Source organism: Paracoccus liaowanqingii (assembly GCF_004683865.2).
Lineage (GTDB): Bacteria > Pseudomonadota > Alphaproteobacteria > Rhodobacterales > Rhodobacteraceae > Paracoccus > Paracoccus liaowanqingii.
This window is the reverse complement of record NZ_CP038439.1, coordinates 1,478,164-1,491,082: the sequence shown is the minus strand read 5'-3', so window position 1 is coordinate 1,491,082 and position 12,919 is coordinate 1,478,164. Positions and strand designations below refer to the sequence as shown.

10 protein-coding genes are annotated in these 12,919 nt (G+C 70.9%); 3 read left to right on the top strand and 7 right to left on the bottom strand.

The annotated features are described in order from the left end of the window. Window positions 1-9: 9 nt before the first annotated feature. Together E4191_RS07140 and E4191_RS07135 are read right to left on the bottom strand one after the other, a co-directional pair. Window positions 10-501 (bottom strand): lysozyme inhibitor LprI family protein, encoded by a 492-nt coding sequence (locus E4191_RS07140; RefSeq protein WP_135312798.1) that lies wholly within the window; start codon window positions 499-501, stop codon window positions 10-12. After that, window positions 501-1,661 carry an isovaleryl-CoA dehydrogenase gene (locus tag E4191_RS07135; RefSeq protein WP_135312797.1) on the bottom strand — a complete coding sequence of 387 codons (1,161 nt, stop codon included), beginning with the start codon at window positions 1,659-1,661 and terminating at the stop codon, window positions 501-503. The genes E4191_RS07140 and E4191_RS07135 overlap by 1 nt, the downstream gene beginning before the upstream one ends. Window positions 1,662-1,827: 166 nt before the next feature. Here E4191_RS07135 and E4191_RS07130 point away from each other — a divergent pair, with 166 nt between their 5' ends. Both E4191_RS07130 and cbiB read left to right on the top strand, forming a co-directional pair. After that, window positions 1,828-2,385 carry a histidine phosphatase family protein gene (locus tag E4191_RS07130; protein ID WP_135312796.1) on the top strand — a complete coding sequence of 186 codons (558 nt, stop codon included), beginning with the start codon at window positions 1,828-1,830 and terminating at the stop codon, window positions 2,383-2,385. A gap of 4 nt (window positions 2,386-2,389) precedes the next feature. Next, a complete protein-coding gene (gene cbiB / locus E4191_RS07125) occupies window positions 2,390-3,301 on the top strand; it encodes an adenosylcobinamide-phosphate synthase CbiB (protein ID WP_135312795.1) in 912 nt (303 codons plus the stop codon). A gap of 4 nt (window positions 3,302-3,305) precedes the next feature. Here cbiB and E4191_RS07120 read toward each other — a convergent pair whose 3' ends face one another. The 5 genes from E4191_RS07120 to E4191_RS07100 all read right to left on the bottom strand — a co-directional run bounded on the left by E4191_RS07120 (window position 3,306) and on the right by E4191_RS07100 (window position 11,648). Next, entirely contained in the window at window positions 3,306-4,082 is a 777-nt protein-coding gene (locus E4191_RS07120) for a transglutaminase-like domain-containing protein (RefSeq protein WP_135312794.1), read from the bottom strand. A 110-nt stretch (window positions 4,083-4,192) separates the two neighbouring features. After that, complete coding sequence (locus E4191_RS07115) at window positions 4,193-5,287, bottom strand: sensor histidine kinase (protein ID WP_135312793.1); 1,095 nt, start codon at window positions 5,285-5,287, stop codon at window positions 4,193-4,195. 120 nt (window positions 5,288-5,407) lie between these two features. Then, window positions 5,408-6,661 carry an AGE family epimerase/isomerase gene (locus tag E4191_RS07110; RefSeq protein ID WP_135312792.1) on the bottom strand — a complete coding sequence of 418 codons (1,254 nt, stop codon included), beginning with the start codon at window positions 6,659-6,661 and terminating at the stop codon, window positions 5,408-5,410. Further along, window positions 6,661-8,970, bottom strand: a complete 2,310-nt coding sequence (locus tag E4191_RS07105) for a Tex family protein (RefSeq protein WP_135312791.1) — start codon at window positions 8,968-8,970, stop codon at window positions 6,661-6,663. The genes E4191_RS07110 and E4191_RS07105 overlap by 1 nt, the downstream gene beginning before the upstream one ends. Then, window positions 8,967-11,648 (bottom strand): cation:proton antiporter, encoded by a 2,682-nt coding sequence (locus E4191_RS07100; protein ID WP_135312790.1) that lies wholly within the window; start codon window positions 11,646-11,648, stop codon window positions 8,967-8,969. The genes E4191_RS07105 and E4191_RS07100 overlap by 4 nt, the downstream gene beginning before the upstream one ends. A gap of 187 nt (window positions 11,649-11,835) precedes the next feature. Between E4191_RS07100 and E4191_RS07095 the strand changes: the two genes are divergently transcribed. Continuing rightward, a complete protein-coding gene (locus E4191_RS07095; protein ID WP_135312789.1) occupies window positions 11,836-12,903 on the top strand; it encodes an alkene reductase in 1,068 nt (355 codons plus the stop codon). The last annotated feature ends 16 nt before the right edge of the window (window positions 12,904-12,919 follow it).

Below are 12,919 nucleotides of genomic sequence, written 5' to 3'. Positions count from 1 at the left end.
GCGCATGGCTCAGCGGCCCTTGACCAGATAGCCGTCCAGCCAGAGGGTCTGGCGTGCGGTCAGGGTCAGGGCGCATTGGGTCGCGGCCGGGCCCGCGCCGGTGCCGCCGCCCCACCGGACGGCCTCGTAGGTGCAGGCGGCGTCGCGATAGGCGATCCAGTCCCGCTGCATCTCGCGCAGCGCGGGGGCCTGCGGGGGGGCGGAGGAGCCCAGGCCGGTCATCTCGGCATCCGTGGCCACGGCCCGCTCCATCAGCGCGCCGTAGGCGGTGTTCAGGCGGTCGTCCCAGATCTGACGCTCGGCATCGAGGCAGAAGCCCATGCCGACGGTGGTCTGGCCGTCCGGACCCGCCATGCAGGCCGCCGACGCCAGGCCGATGCAGCCGTCATGGGGGGCCTCGCCCTCGAGGCAGGCGGTCAGCGGACCGGCATCGAAGGGCGGCGGGCCATCCTGGGCGGCGGCGGGGCCGGCCAGCACCAGTGCCAGCAGCAGGGGGCGCATCACACCAGGCCCATCAGCTCGCGCCCGATCAGCATCCGGCGGATCTCGCTGGTGCCGGCGCCGATCTCCATCAGCTTGGCGTCGCGGAAGAGGCGGCTGACCGCGCTGTCATTGAGGAACCCGGCCCCGCCAAGCGCCTGCACGGCCTGATGCGCCTGCACCATCGCCTGCTCGCTGGCATACAGCACCGCGCCCGCCGCATCCTGCCGCGTCACCTTGGCGGCGTCGCAGGCCCGCGCGACCTCGTAGACATAGGCCCGGGCGGTGTTCAGCGCGACATACATGTCGGCGATCTTGCCCTGCATCAGCTGGAAGGACCCTACCGGCTGGCCGAACTGCTTGCGCTCGGCGACATAGGGCAGGACCGCGTCCAGGCAGGCCGCCATGATGCCGGTGCCGATGCCGGCCAGGACCACCCTCTCGTAGTCCAGGCCCGACATCAGCACCCGAACGCCCCGGCCCTCCTCGCCCAGGACGTTCCCGAACGGGATCTCGACATTGTCGAAGATCAGCTCGCCCGTATTCGATCCGCGCATCCCCAGCTTGTCGAAATGCGGGCCGGTGGTGAACCCCGCCATGCCGCGTTCGACGATGAAGGCGGTGATGCCGCGCGACCCCGCATCGGGATCGGTCTTGGCATAGACCACGAGCGTGTGCGCATCGGGCGCGTTGGTGATCCAGTACTTGCTGCCGTTGAGCACATAGCGGTCGTTCTTCTTCTCGGCCCGCAGCTTCATGCCGACGACATCGCTTCCCGCGCCCTCCTCGGACATGGCCAAGGCGCCCACGGCCTTGCCGCTGCACAAATCGGGCAGGAATTTCGCGCGCTGCGCGTCGGTGCCGTTCAGCTTGATCTGGTTCACGCAGAGGTTCGAATGCGCGCCATAGGACAGGCTGACGCTGGCGCTGGCGCGCGCGATCTCCTCGACGGCGACGACATGGGCCAGATAGCCCATGCCGGACCCGCCGTATTCCTCGGCCACGGTGATGCCCAGCAGGCCCAGCTCACCCATCTCGGACCAGAGGTCATTGGGGAAGGCGTTGCTGCGGTCGACCTCGGCGGCCAGCGGCGCGACGCGCTCCTGCGCCCACCGATGCACCATGTCGCGCAGCGCGTTCACATCCTCGCCCAGATCGAAGTCCATGCCCTTGGTGAACATCGCGATCTCCCCCTCCCCGGTTATTGAACGCTTGTTCAGTTCCATAGCGCGGCGCGCCCTGCCGCGTCAAGCAGGCTGCGCGGATCGCGACGATCCGTCAAGCGAAGGGCTTGCCGCGCGCGCCCTCTCGGGCGAAGGAGGGCCGGACATCGGCACGGAGCACGCGATGAGGCTGACGATCCTGCGGCATGCGCCCAGCCTGGCCGGGGGCCGGATGGCCGGGCGGCGCGACGTGGACGCCGACTGCGGCGACCACGCCGGGCTGGCGCGGCAGGCGAGCCGAATCGGGGCGGGCCAACTTGGGGCAGGCGCGCAGGTCGTCGCCAGCCCGGCGCGGCGCTGCCGCCAGACCGCCGCCGCCCTGGGCCTGACCCCGGACCGGTTCGAGCCGGCGCTGTGGGAACAGGATCTGGGCGCATGGGACGGGCTGCCCCCCGAGGCCCTGCCCGATCTGGGCCCCCTGCCCCCGCACGCGCTGGCCCGCCACCGGCCCGAGGGCGGCGAAAGCTTTAACGACATGGCGGGCCGGGTGATCCCGGTGCTGCAGGCGCTGGACCGCGACACGGTGCTGATCGCCCATGCCGGGACGGTGCGCGCCGCGCTGTCGATGGTGGTGGGACCGGCCGCGCTGTCCTTCGCCGTGGCGCCCCTGTCCCTGACCATGCTGCGCCGGGCGGGCGATGCCTGGGCGGTGGACTGCGTCAACCTGCGCGCCGGGGACTGAGGGCATGGCGATGATCGCGCTGCTGGCGCTGGTTCTGGATGCGCTGATCGGCTGGCCCGATGCGGTCTATCGCCGGATCGGGCATCCGGTGACCTGGCTGGGGCGGTTGATCTCGGCGCTGGACCGGTGGCTGAACCACGGGATGCTGCGTCAGGCCAAGGGCGCGCTGACCGTGGCGCTGGTCGTGGCGGCGGCGGCGATCCCGGCGGCGCTGGTGCAGGTCTGGCTGGGGCCGTGGATCGCGGCGATGCTGGCCTGGCCGCTGGTCGCGGCACGCTCGCTGGACCAGCATCTGCAAGCGGTGGCGCGGCCCTTGGCGGCCGGCGATTTGCCCGCCGCCCGCGCCGCGACCGCGATGATCGTGGGCCGCGACGTGACGCGCGCCGATGCCCCGGCCCTCACCCGCGCCAGCTTGGAGAGCCTGGCCGAGAATGCCAGCGACGGGGTGATCGCGCCGCTGTTCTGGGCGGCGGTCGGGGGCCTGCCCGGGATCGCCGCCTACAAGGCGATCAACACGATGGATTCGATGATCGGCCACCGCACGCCCCGGCACGAGGATTTCGGCAAGGTCGCGGCGCGGCTGGACGATCTGGTGAACCTGATCCCCGCGCGGCTGACGGCGGTGCTGATCGCGGCTGCCTCGGGGCGGCGGGCGGGGGCGGCGCTGCGGGTCGCGTGGCACGATGCGCCCGCGCATCGCTCGCCCAATGCGGGCTGGCCCGAGGGGGCGATGGCGGGCGCCCTGGACTGCCGCCTGTCGGGGCCGCGCGTCTATGCCGACCGGGTCGCGGACGAGCCTTGGCTGAACGCGGACGCGCCTGATCCGCAGGCGGCGGATCTGGCGCGCGGCATCGCGCTGATCCGCCGCGCCGTGGCGCTGGCGGGGGTGGCCCTGCTGGCCCTTGCGTTAATCTGAGCGATCAGATCTCGGAGACCTCGACCAGCTGGGTCTTCAGCTCGGCCACCGAGGTGGTGGTCAGGAAGGCCACGTCGGTCGCATCGCGCCCGACCGCGACCAGCGCCATCTGGTCGGCCCGCGCCATGCCGGTCGGATCGACCAGGTGCCAGTCGTGGTCCAGATAGACCTGCACCACGGCATGGAAATCCTGCGGATCGACCGGGGGGGCATAGACGCTGGCGATCCGCGCCGGGATCTGCGCGGCGCGGCACAGCGAGATCATGAGATGCGCATAGTCGCGGCAGACGCCGCGCCGGTCCAGGAAGGTGTCGGCGGCGGTGGTGTCGCCGTCGCTGGCGCCCGACACATAGTCCAGGTTCCGCTCGACCCAGTCCCGCAGGGCGGCGACCAGCGGGCCGCCGGTCAGCCCCTCGAAGCGCGAGGCGACGAAATGGCCGAAGCGTTCCGCCGGGCAGTAGCGCGAGGGCAGCATGTAGCGCAGCGCGTCGCCGGGCATGTCCTCGACCTCGACGGCCGACAGGCGCTGAAGGTCGGGCTGCGGGCGGGTCACTTCGACCTCGGCCGAATAGCGGCAGGTCAGGCTGTCCTCCAGCCGCAGGATCAGGCGCTCGCCGATCCCCTCCTCGCCCGGGACGCGCGCCGATTTCAGCGGCTGGCCCAGGTCGATCGAGGCACGGTTCAGGATCTGGCCCTGCACGCCTGCGGCTTCGACCAGCAGCAGGGCAGGTCCGGGGCTGTCCAGACCATAGTCCAGCGTCACGTCGATCTTCATCCGCATCGGCGGGCTCCTGTCGGTCAATTAAACAAAACGGGGGTGTTCGGATCGCGGGCGATGCCTGCGATCGGTCGCAATGTCAATCGCCGGAGGGCCGGGAAGTTCCCCGGATGTCAGGATGACGCAGGCGGATCCAGCCGCATCTCGACCGTGAAGGCCGCGCCGCCCGTGTCCGAGCGTCCGTGGCGCAGGTGGCCGTCCATCTGCTGGGCATAGATCAGGCAGATCTGCATCCCCAGCCCCGCACGCGCCTGCGGGTCGAAATCGTCGGGCAGGCCGGGGCCGTTGTCGGTCAGGGTCATCACCAGCATGTCGTCGCGCTGCGACAGCGACAGGACCAGCCCCGGCTGCCCGGTGCCGCCTGCATGCTTGACCGCGTTGCCGATCAGCTCGGCCAGCACCTGGCCGATGGCGGCGGCCTGCGAGGGCGGGATGCGCACCTCGGAGGGCAGCGCATCTCTGATCTCCAGCCGGGCGTCCAGCGCCTGCGTCAGGTCGGTGGCCAGCAGCGTCAGGTAGTCCGACAGCGACACGTCGCGCCGTCCGGGGTCAAGATGCAGCTGTTCGTGCACGCGCGCCAGCGTCGAGATGCGGCTGGCCGCATCGCCCAGCAGACCGCCCGCCGCCTGCCCGGCATGGACGCGCGCCTGCATGCGCAGCAGCGCGATCACGGCCGCGAAGCTGTTCTTCACGCGGTGGTCGATCTCGCCCATCAGGACGGCCTGGCGGGCGATGGCGTCGTCCTTCTTCGCGACCTCGGAGGCAAGGCGCTCGGCCTGATGCTCCAGCCGCTGGCGGGCCTCGACCGTCTCGGTGATGTCGCGCGACGAGGCCAGGATGCGGCGCACCTCTCCGGTGCCGCCGCGCACCGGCGAGACGGTGACATGCCACCAGCGGGGGGCACCCTTGGCGGTGGGGCAGAAGGCCTCGAACCGGGTCACCTCGCCCTGCCGGGCCGCCGCCATCGCCGCATTCAGCCGGCCGTTCGCGTCGTCAGGCCAGAGGCTGGGCCAGGCCTGCCGGTCGACCATGCGGAAATCGTCGATCTCCATCGCGCAGAGGCCGTTGCCGTTCATGAAGCGCAGCCGCCCGTCCAGATCCAGCAGCTTGATGCAGTCGGGCGAGGCATCGAGGATCGACAGGGCAAACCCCGCCTCGGCCCCGTCCAGCAGGTCCAGAACGGGCAGATTGGGATCTTGGGACAGCATGGAGGGTTCGAACCTTGGACCAGAATGAACGAGAGGCAACAAGATGACGCAGCGGCACAGACCGTCCGGATGCGGCCAAAGCGGCCGTTCTGTCAAGGTCCGGGACGCCTGAACCAAGAGTTACCGTGCGACACAGTCGCGGCGCAAGGGTTGCAGGCGGGCCAGATCCCGACCGGCTCGGGACAGGCCGGGCAGCAGCGGGAAAAGATCAGCCTGCAGCGCGTGATAGATGTCGGGCTTGCCCGCGAACTGCACCCTCGAGGGGCGGCTGTCGGGCCCCAGTTCGGGGAACCATCCGCCAACCTTCGGGTCGATCAGGTGCAGGGCGGCGAATCGCCACAGGCGACGATAGGCGTCCTCGTCGCCGGGCTGCGGGTCCAGCTTGATCAGCGCGGCCAGCGCGCCGATCGCCTCGGTCACGGGCCACCAGTAGCGCGCGGGATTGTCCACCGCGCCGTCCCGCAGCGTATAGGCCAGCCCGCCGTGCTGCGCGTCCCAGGCATCGTCCATCGCGGTGCGGACCAGCGCGCGGGCCTGTGCAGGCGCGTCAGAGCCCGGCCTGCCTGCCAGATCCCACCATTGCAGCAGCAGGCGCGCCATCTCGAAGCTGTGGCCCGGCGTGGTGCCGGCGGGGCGGAACATCGGGTTGCCGGCATAGTCCGGATCGGGCTGCCAGCGCTCGTCGTAATGTTCGGGGATGCGCCAGCCGTTCCGGGCCGCCTGCCCCGCGATGAAGAAGTCCAGGATGCGTCCCGCGCGGGTCAGGAACAGGGCCTCGCCCGTGGCCTCGTGCGCGGCCAGCAGCGCCTCGACCCCGTGCATATTGGCGTTCATGCCGCGATAGGTCGAAAAGACCTGCCAGTCGCGGGTGAACTCGTCGCGGAACAGGCCCGCCGCCTCGTCCCAGTAATGCCGGTCCAGGATCTCGCGGATGTCGGTCAGCAGGCGGTCGGCATCGGGATGCCCGGCCAGTGTCGCGCTGGACGCGGCCAGCAGCACGAAGACATGTCCATAGGCCAGCTTGGTGCCGTCCACGACCCCGGCCTCGTCCAGCGACCACAGGTAGCCGCCGTGCTGTTGGTCGCGGTGCCGCGTCCACAGATCGTCCATGCCCCGGTCGATCAGGCCCGCGCGGTCGGGGCGCCCGGCGATCTGCGCCAGCGCATAGGAATGGACCAGCCGCGTGGTCGTGTGCAGCTCTTGCAGGCTACCGGGCAGCGGCGCGCCCGCCAGGTCCAGCACCTGCAGCCCGCCGCCGGGGCGCAGGCTGGCATCGAACAGGTCCAGCGCGCGATGCGCATCACTGACCAGGAAGGCGCGGTGGGCGTCGTCCGCGATCCAGGGGCCGGACAGATCCTCGGGGCCGGGGATCATCACCGCTTCCTCAGCGCACCTGCCAGGGCCGAGCCGAAGGCGCCCTGCCCCGACGCCCCCTTGGGTGCGGCCTGGGCGGCGCGGGGCGTGCCCTTGGGCGCTTCCTTGCGGGGGCCTGCGTCGCGGGCGCTTTCGGCATTGTCCTTGCGCATGGTCAGGCCGATGCGCTTGCGGGGCACATCGACCTCGGTCACGCGGACGCGGACCACGTCGCCCGCCTTGACGACCTCGTGGGGGTCCTTCACGAAGCGGTCGGCCAGCTGGCTGACATGGACAAGCCCGTCCTGATGCACGCCGATATCGACGAAGGCGCCGAAGGCCGCGACATTGGTCACCGTGCCCTCCAGCGACATGCCGGGGCGCAGGTCCTTGATGTCCTCGACCCCCTCGGCAAAGTTGGCGGTCACGAAGCCGGGGCGCGGGTCGCGGCCGGGCTTTTCCAGCTCCGACAGGATGTCGCGCACGGTGGGCAGGCCGAACTCCTCGGTCACGAAATCGCGGGCGTCCAGCGCCTTCAGCGTGGCCCCGTCGCCCATCAGCGTGCGCAGGTCGCGCCCGCAGGCCGCCACGATCCTGCGCGCGATGCCATAGGCCTCGGGGTGGACGGCCGAGGCGTCCAGCGGCTCCTTCCCCTGCACGCGCAGGAAGCCCGCGCATTGCTGGAACGCCTTGGGCCCCAGCCCCGCGACCTTCTTCAGCGCCGCGCGCGAGGCGAACGCGCCCTCGGCATCGCGATGCGCCACGACGGCCTGCGCCAGCGACGGCCCCAGCCCCGCCACATGGGCCAGAAGCGGCGCCGAGGCGGTGTTCAGATCGACGCCCACGGCGTTCACCGCATCCTCGACCACCGCCTCGAGGGATTTCGCCAGCTGCTGCTGGTCCACGTCATGCTGGTACTGGCCCACGCCGATGGATTGCGGCGGCACCTTGACCAGTTCGGCCAGCGGATCCTGCAGCCGCCGCGCGATCGACACGGCGCCGCGCAGGGACACGTCCAGCCCCGGAAACTCCTTCGCCGCCAGTTCCGAGGCGGAATAGACCGAGGCCCCGGCCTCGGACACGATCACCCGGGTGGGGGGCTTGGCGCCCTTGGGCAGGCGCCCGATCAGCCCCGCGACCAGTCGTTCCGATTCCCGGCTGGCGGTGCCGTTGCCGATGGCGATCAGATCGACGCGATGCTTCGCGATCAGGGCCAGCAGCGTGGCCTCGGCCCCGCGCAGGTCGTTCTTGGGCTGGAAGGGGTAGATGGTGGCGGTGTCCAGCAGCTTGCCGGTGCCGTCCACCACGGCGATCTTGCAGCCCGTGCGGATGCCCGGATCCAGCCCGAGCGTGACCCGCGCGCCGGCCGGGGCGGCCAGCAGCAGGTCGCGCAGGTTGCGGGCGAAGACGCCGATCGCCTCGGCGTGGGCGCGGGTGCGCAGTTCGGACAGCAGATCGACATAGATCGTGTTGGACAGCCGCACCCGCCACGCCCAGCCCGCCACGCCGCGCAGCCAGTCGGCCCCGGGCCCCTGCCCCAGGGGGCCGAGCGCTCGGGCGACGATCCCCTCGGCCCGCGCGGTGCCGGTCTCGGGCTCGGGCGAGATGTCGATGGTCACGACGCCTTCGTTGGCAGCGCGCAGGATGGCCAGCGCCCGGTGGCCGGGGATCGAGGCCCAGCTTTCCGAATGGGCGAAGTAGTCGCTGAACTTGGCGCCCGCCTCTTCCTTGCCCACCACCACGCGGGCGGCGATCACCGCCTCGCGCCGCATCATGTCGCGCAGCCCGCCCAGCACCTCGGCGGTCTCGGCCAGTTCCTCGACCAGGATGTCGCGGGCGCCCTCCAGCGCGGCCTTGGGCGTCTCGACCGGACGGGTCGCATAGGCGGGGGCCAGCGCCACGGGATCGCGCGAGGGATTGGCCTGGATGGCGCGCAGCAGCGGCTCCAGCCCGTTCTCGCGCGCGATCATCGCCTTGGTGCGGCGCTTGGGCTTGAAGGGCAGGTAGATGTCCTCCAGCGCGGCCTTGGTGTCGGCCTGATCGATCCGGCGGGCCAGATCGTCGGTCAGCTTGTCCTGATCGCGGACCGAGGCCAGGATCGCCGCGCGCCGCGCCTCCATCTCGCGCAGATAGGCCAGCCGTTCGGACAGGGTGCGCAGCTGGGTGTCGTCCAGACCCCCCGTCGCCTCCTTGCGATAGCGGGCGACGAAGGGGACGGTCGCGCCCCCGTCCAGAAGGGCCGCGGCGGCGTCGACCTGCGCGGGGGCGGCGCCGATCTCGGTGGCGATGCGGCGGGCGATGCGGGTGGCGGTGCGGCTGTCTGCGGTCATGTCGAGGCCCCTGTGGTCTGTTGGTTGGTGCTGTGCCGGTCCGGGGTCCGGGCGGCGGACGCGTCGCTGCGCGCGGCGGATGGGGTGGCGCTGTCTGTCGGCCCCGGCACGGGCGCCTCGGCCCTGGCGGGCTCCGGCACCGGCGCGGCGGGTGCGGGCGCATCGACCTGCAATTCCGGCATGGTCATCACATCCACGGCCAGCGCCTTGCCCATCACGCTGTCGCGCACCGCCTGCCGCAGCGCGGCCGAGCGCTTCAGCAGCCGCCGGAAGCCGGGCTCGTCCAGCACCAGAAGGCTGGTCGGCGTGATCGCGCGCACCTCGGTCCGGCGCAGGCGGGTGGTCAGCACGCCCATCTGCCCGAACATCTCGCCGCGCCCGAGGCGGGTCGTCTGGCCCGCGACCTCCTGCTCCACCGCGCCCGAGGCCACGAAGAAGACCGACCGCGCGGGCGTATCCTTGCGGGTGATCACGTGGTCGGCATTGACATAGCGGGTGCGGACCTCGCGGCTGAGGCGCTTCAGTTCGGCATCGTCCAGATCGGCGAACAGCTTGAACTGGCGCACCAGCTCGTTCTTGCGCAGCGCCAGATCCAGCCGGGGGCGGCCCTCGGTCTGCTGGCGCCTCCGCGTCACGTCCTCCATCAGCTCGGTATAGACCTCGGAACCGATCAGCCCGTCCTCGCGCATGGCGGTGTATTCGCGTTCCTCCAGCCGCAGGGCGGTGCGGCGGATGAAGCGGCGTTCCAGCTCCTCGGCATAGCCGGGATATTGAAGGCGCAGGCCCTCCAGCGCGGTCTCCACCGCCTCGATCCGGCGGTTGAGCAGCTCGTGCAGCAGCTCGGCCACCCGGCGGCCGTGGATGCGGCGGATGCGGCGGTCGATGAAGCCGTGCAGGTCGCGCAGGATGAAGCGCTTGGCCAGCAGCATCTCGAACCGGTCGGCGGTCATGCGCCCCAGGGTCCCCGACAGGCCAAGCCGGTTGCGCAGGAAGGCCGCGAAGCGGAAGGCCGGGCCATAGCGCAGGCTGGACCGCGCCGCGCGCTGGTATCCGGTCCGCCCGCCCGAGCGCGCGCCCTCGATCAGCCGGTCGGCGTCGAACAGCGCCTGTTCCGACAGCCGGGCCGAGATGGCGCGTTCGCGGAAGCGCTGCAGGATCACCTCGCGCTCGTGGCCCGCCAGCGCGATCAGGCCAAGCGTGATGCGGTCGCGGTCGAGGATCTCGGCATTGTCCTCGGCCTCGGCGCGTTCGACGGCCTCGTCCAGACGGGCGCCGAAACGCTTGGCCTCGGACCGGACCGTCTCGCGCGTCAGGTCGTAGTTCTCGGTCGCCGAGGCCACGCCCTCGCGCACGGTCTGCAGGGCGACGGCCACAACCTGGTTGGACAACGCCCGGTCCAGAGGCGACAGCTTGTCCAGCCCCAGAAGGCCGATGACGCTGCGCAGCGTGGTCCCCTGCACGATCAGCGTGAACAGCGTGAAGCCGGTGGCGAGGATGCCGACGACGCGCTTGGTTTCCACGGGCACCCGCAGGCTTTCGGTCACCGCCAGCGCCAGCGCCAGCGTGACGGCGCCGCGCAGGCCCCCCCACATGATGGCGATGCGGTAGGGGCGCTTGATCTTGGGCGACAGGCGCAGGCCCGTCAGCACCGGCAGCAGCACGAACAGGATCAGCGCCCGGGCGACGAAGGCCGCGATCACGACGACCCCGATCAGGAACAGGTCGTTCAGCCGCACCTCGCCCAGAAGGCGCGGGATCAGCAGCGCGGCCAGGATGAAGATCAGCGCCCCGGCCCAATGCGCCAGCAGGCCCCAGACCTCGCGCAGGTTCACCCAGAAGGCGGGCGCCAGCCGCCCCGGCCCCATGAAGTTCAAGACCAGCCCCGCCGCGACCACGGCGATCACGCCGGACGCGCCCAGGATCTGTTCCGCCCCGATATAAGCCAGATAGGGCACCGCGACCGAGACCGAGATCTGCGCCGTCTCGAAGCGCGCGAACATGCCCATCAGCACCAGCGCGATGCGCGCCACCAGCCAGCCCGCGACCACGCCGCCCAGGATCAGCGCGGGGAACTGGCCCAGGGCCTCGGCCAGGCTGGGGTTCGGCACGCCCAGCATCACGTAGCTCATGAACAAGCCAAACAGCGCGATGGCGGCGGCGTCGTTCAGCAGGCTCTCGCCCTCGACGATGCGGGCCAGCCGCTTCGGCGCCGAGAGGCTGCGGAAGATGCTGACCACGGCCGACGGATCGGTCGTGGACACGATCGCCCCGATCAGCAGGCCCACCATCAAGGGCAGCCCGCCGATCCAGGACAGCGCATAGCCGATGGTCAGTGTCGCCGCGACCACGGCCACCACGGCCAGCGTCAGGATCGGCACCCAGTCATCTAGCATGCGGCGGATGTTCATCTCCAGCGTGGCCTGGAAGATCAGCGTGGGCAGGAAGACGTACATGAAGACGCTGGACCGGATCGGCAGCGACAGGATGCTTTCCGCGATGGGGTTCAGCGTGTCCGTCAGCTCGGTCCGCAGCAGGAAGATCGCCCCGCCGCCGATCAGGATGCCCACCGCCGCCAGCATCACGCTGAAGGGGATCGACAGCCGCGCCGCCAGCGGCTCGGCGGCGGCGATCAGCAGGAACAGGATGGCGGTGAAGGTGGTCAGCAGCAGGATGTCCATGCTTTTGGAATAAGGGCAGATGTCGTCGTTGGGAAGCACGACCCCGCCACATCTGGAAGGTTTTTGGTGCGCTGACGCCGATGTGACGGTGCGGGGGCGGCGGGGTTGAAAACCGGGCGCAGGGCACACAGGTCAGCCCCAGAGGCCCCGACGGGCCCGACGACAACCTCATTGAAAGGAGGGCAGCATGTCCTCGATGTTCGACCCCGTGACCCTGGGCGCCGTGACCCTGCGCAACCGCATCGTCATGGCACCCCTGACCCGCAGCCGGTCCGGCGCGGCCCGCATTCCCAACGACCTGATGGTCGACTATTACCGCCAGCGCTCGGGCGCGGGCATGATCCTGTCCGAGGCGACCAGCGTCACGCCGATGGGCGTGGGCTACGAGGCGACGCCCGGCATCTGGAACGACGAGCAGGTCGCCGGATGGTCCAAGGTGACGCAGGCGGTGCACGAGCGCGGCGGTCTGATCTTCCTGCAACTGTGGCATGTCGGCCGCATCTCGGATCCGCAACTGCTGGGCGGTCAGCTGCCCGTGGCGCCCTCGTCCATCCAGCCGGCGGGCCATGTCAGCCTGCTGCGCCCGATCCGCGACTACGTCACCCCGCGCGCCCTGACCACCGAGGAGATCCCCGGCGTCGTCGAGGCCTTCCGCAAGGGCGCCGAAAATGCCCGCCGCGCCGGTTTCGACGGGGTCGAGATCCATGCCGCGAACGGCTATCTGATCGACCAGTTCCTGCAGGACCGCAGCAACACCCGCACCGACCAGTACGGCGGCAGCATCGAGAACCGCGTGCGGTTCCTCAACGAGATCGCGGATGCGGTCATCGGGGTCTGGGGCGCGGACCGCGTCGGCGTCCATCTGGCCCCGCGCGGCGACAGCCATGACATCGGCGACAGCGACGCCCGTGCCCTCTTCACCCATGTCGCGCGCCAGATGCGCGACCGCGGCGTGGCCTTCCTGTGCCTGCGCGAGCATCTGGGCCCCGACAGCCTGATGGGCGAGATCCGCGACGCCTTCGGCGGCCCGGTCATCGCCAACGAGGGCCTGACCTTCGACAGCGCGACCGACCTGCTGGCCGGCGACAAGGCCGATGCGGTGGCCTTCGGGCGCGACTTCATCGCCACCCCCGACCTGCCCGAGCGGTTCCGCAAGGGCCTGCCGCTGAACGATCAGGACCCCTCGACCTTCTACGCGGGCGGCGCCGAGGGCTATGTCGACTATCCGACCGCCGAACAGGTCGCGGCCGAGTAACCTTAGCCCCCGACAC

Coding starts and splice junctions, on each gene's coding strand:
- E4191_RS07130 (WP_135312796.1), top strand. CDS start 1,828: ATGAGGCTGACGATCCTGCGGCATGCGCCCAGCCTGGCCGGGGGCCGG.
- E4191_RS07115 (WP_135312793.1), bottom strand. CDS start 5,287: ATGCTGTCCCAAGATCCCAATCTGCCCGTTCTGGACCTGCTGGACGGG.
- E4191_RS07110 (WP_135312792.1), bottom strand. CDS start 6,661: ATGATCCCCGGCCCCGAGGATCTGTCCGGCCCCTGGATCGCGGACGAC.
- E4191_RS07135 (WP_135312797.1), bottom strand. CDS start 1,661: ATGTTCACCAAGGGCATGGACTTCGATCTGGGCGAGGATGTGAACGCG.
- E4191_RS07120 (WP_135312794.1), bottom strand. CDS start 4,082: ATGCGGATGAAGATCGACGTGACGCTGGACTATGGTCTGGACAGCCCC.
- E4191_RS07095 (WP_135312789.1), top strand. CDS start 11,836: ATGTCCTCGATGTTCGACCCCGTGACCCTGGGCGCCGTGACCCTGCGC.
- cbiB (WP_135312795.1), top strand. CDS start 2,390: ATGGCGATGATCGCGCTGCTGGCGCTGGTTCTGGATGCGCTGATCGGC.
- E4191_RS07140 (WP_135312798.1), bottom strand. CDS start 501: ATGCGCCCCCTGCTGCTGGCACTGGTGCTGGCCGGCCCCGCCGCCGCC.
- E4191_RS07105 (WP_135312791.1), bottom strand. CDS start 8,970: ATGACCGCAGACAGCCGCACCGCCACCCGCATCGCCCGCCGCATCGCC.
- E4191_RS07100 (WP_135312790.1), bottom strand. CDS start 11,648: ATGGACATCCTGCTGCTGACCACCTTCACCGCCATCCTGTTCCTGCTG.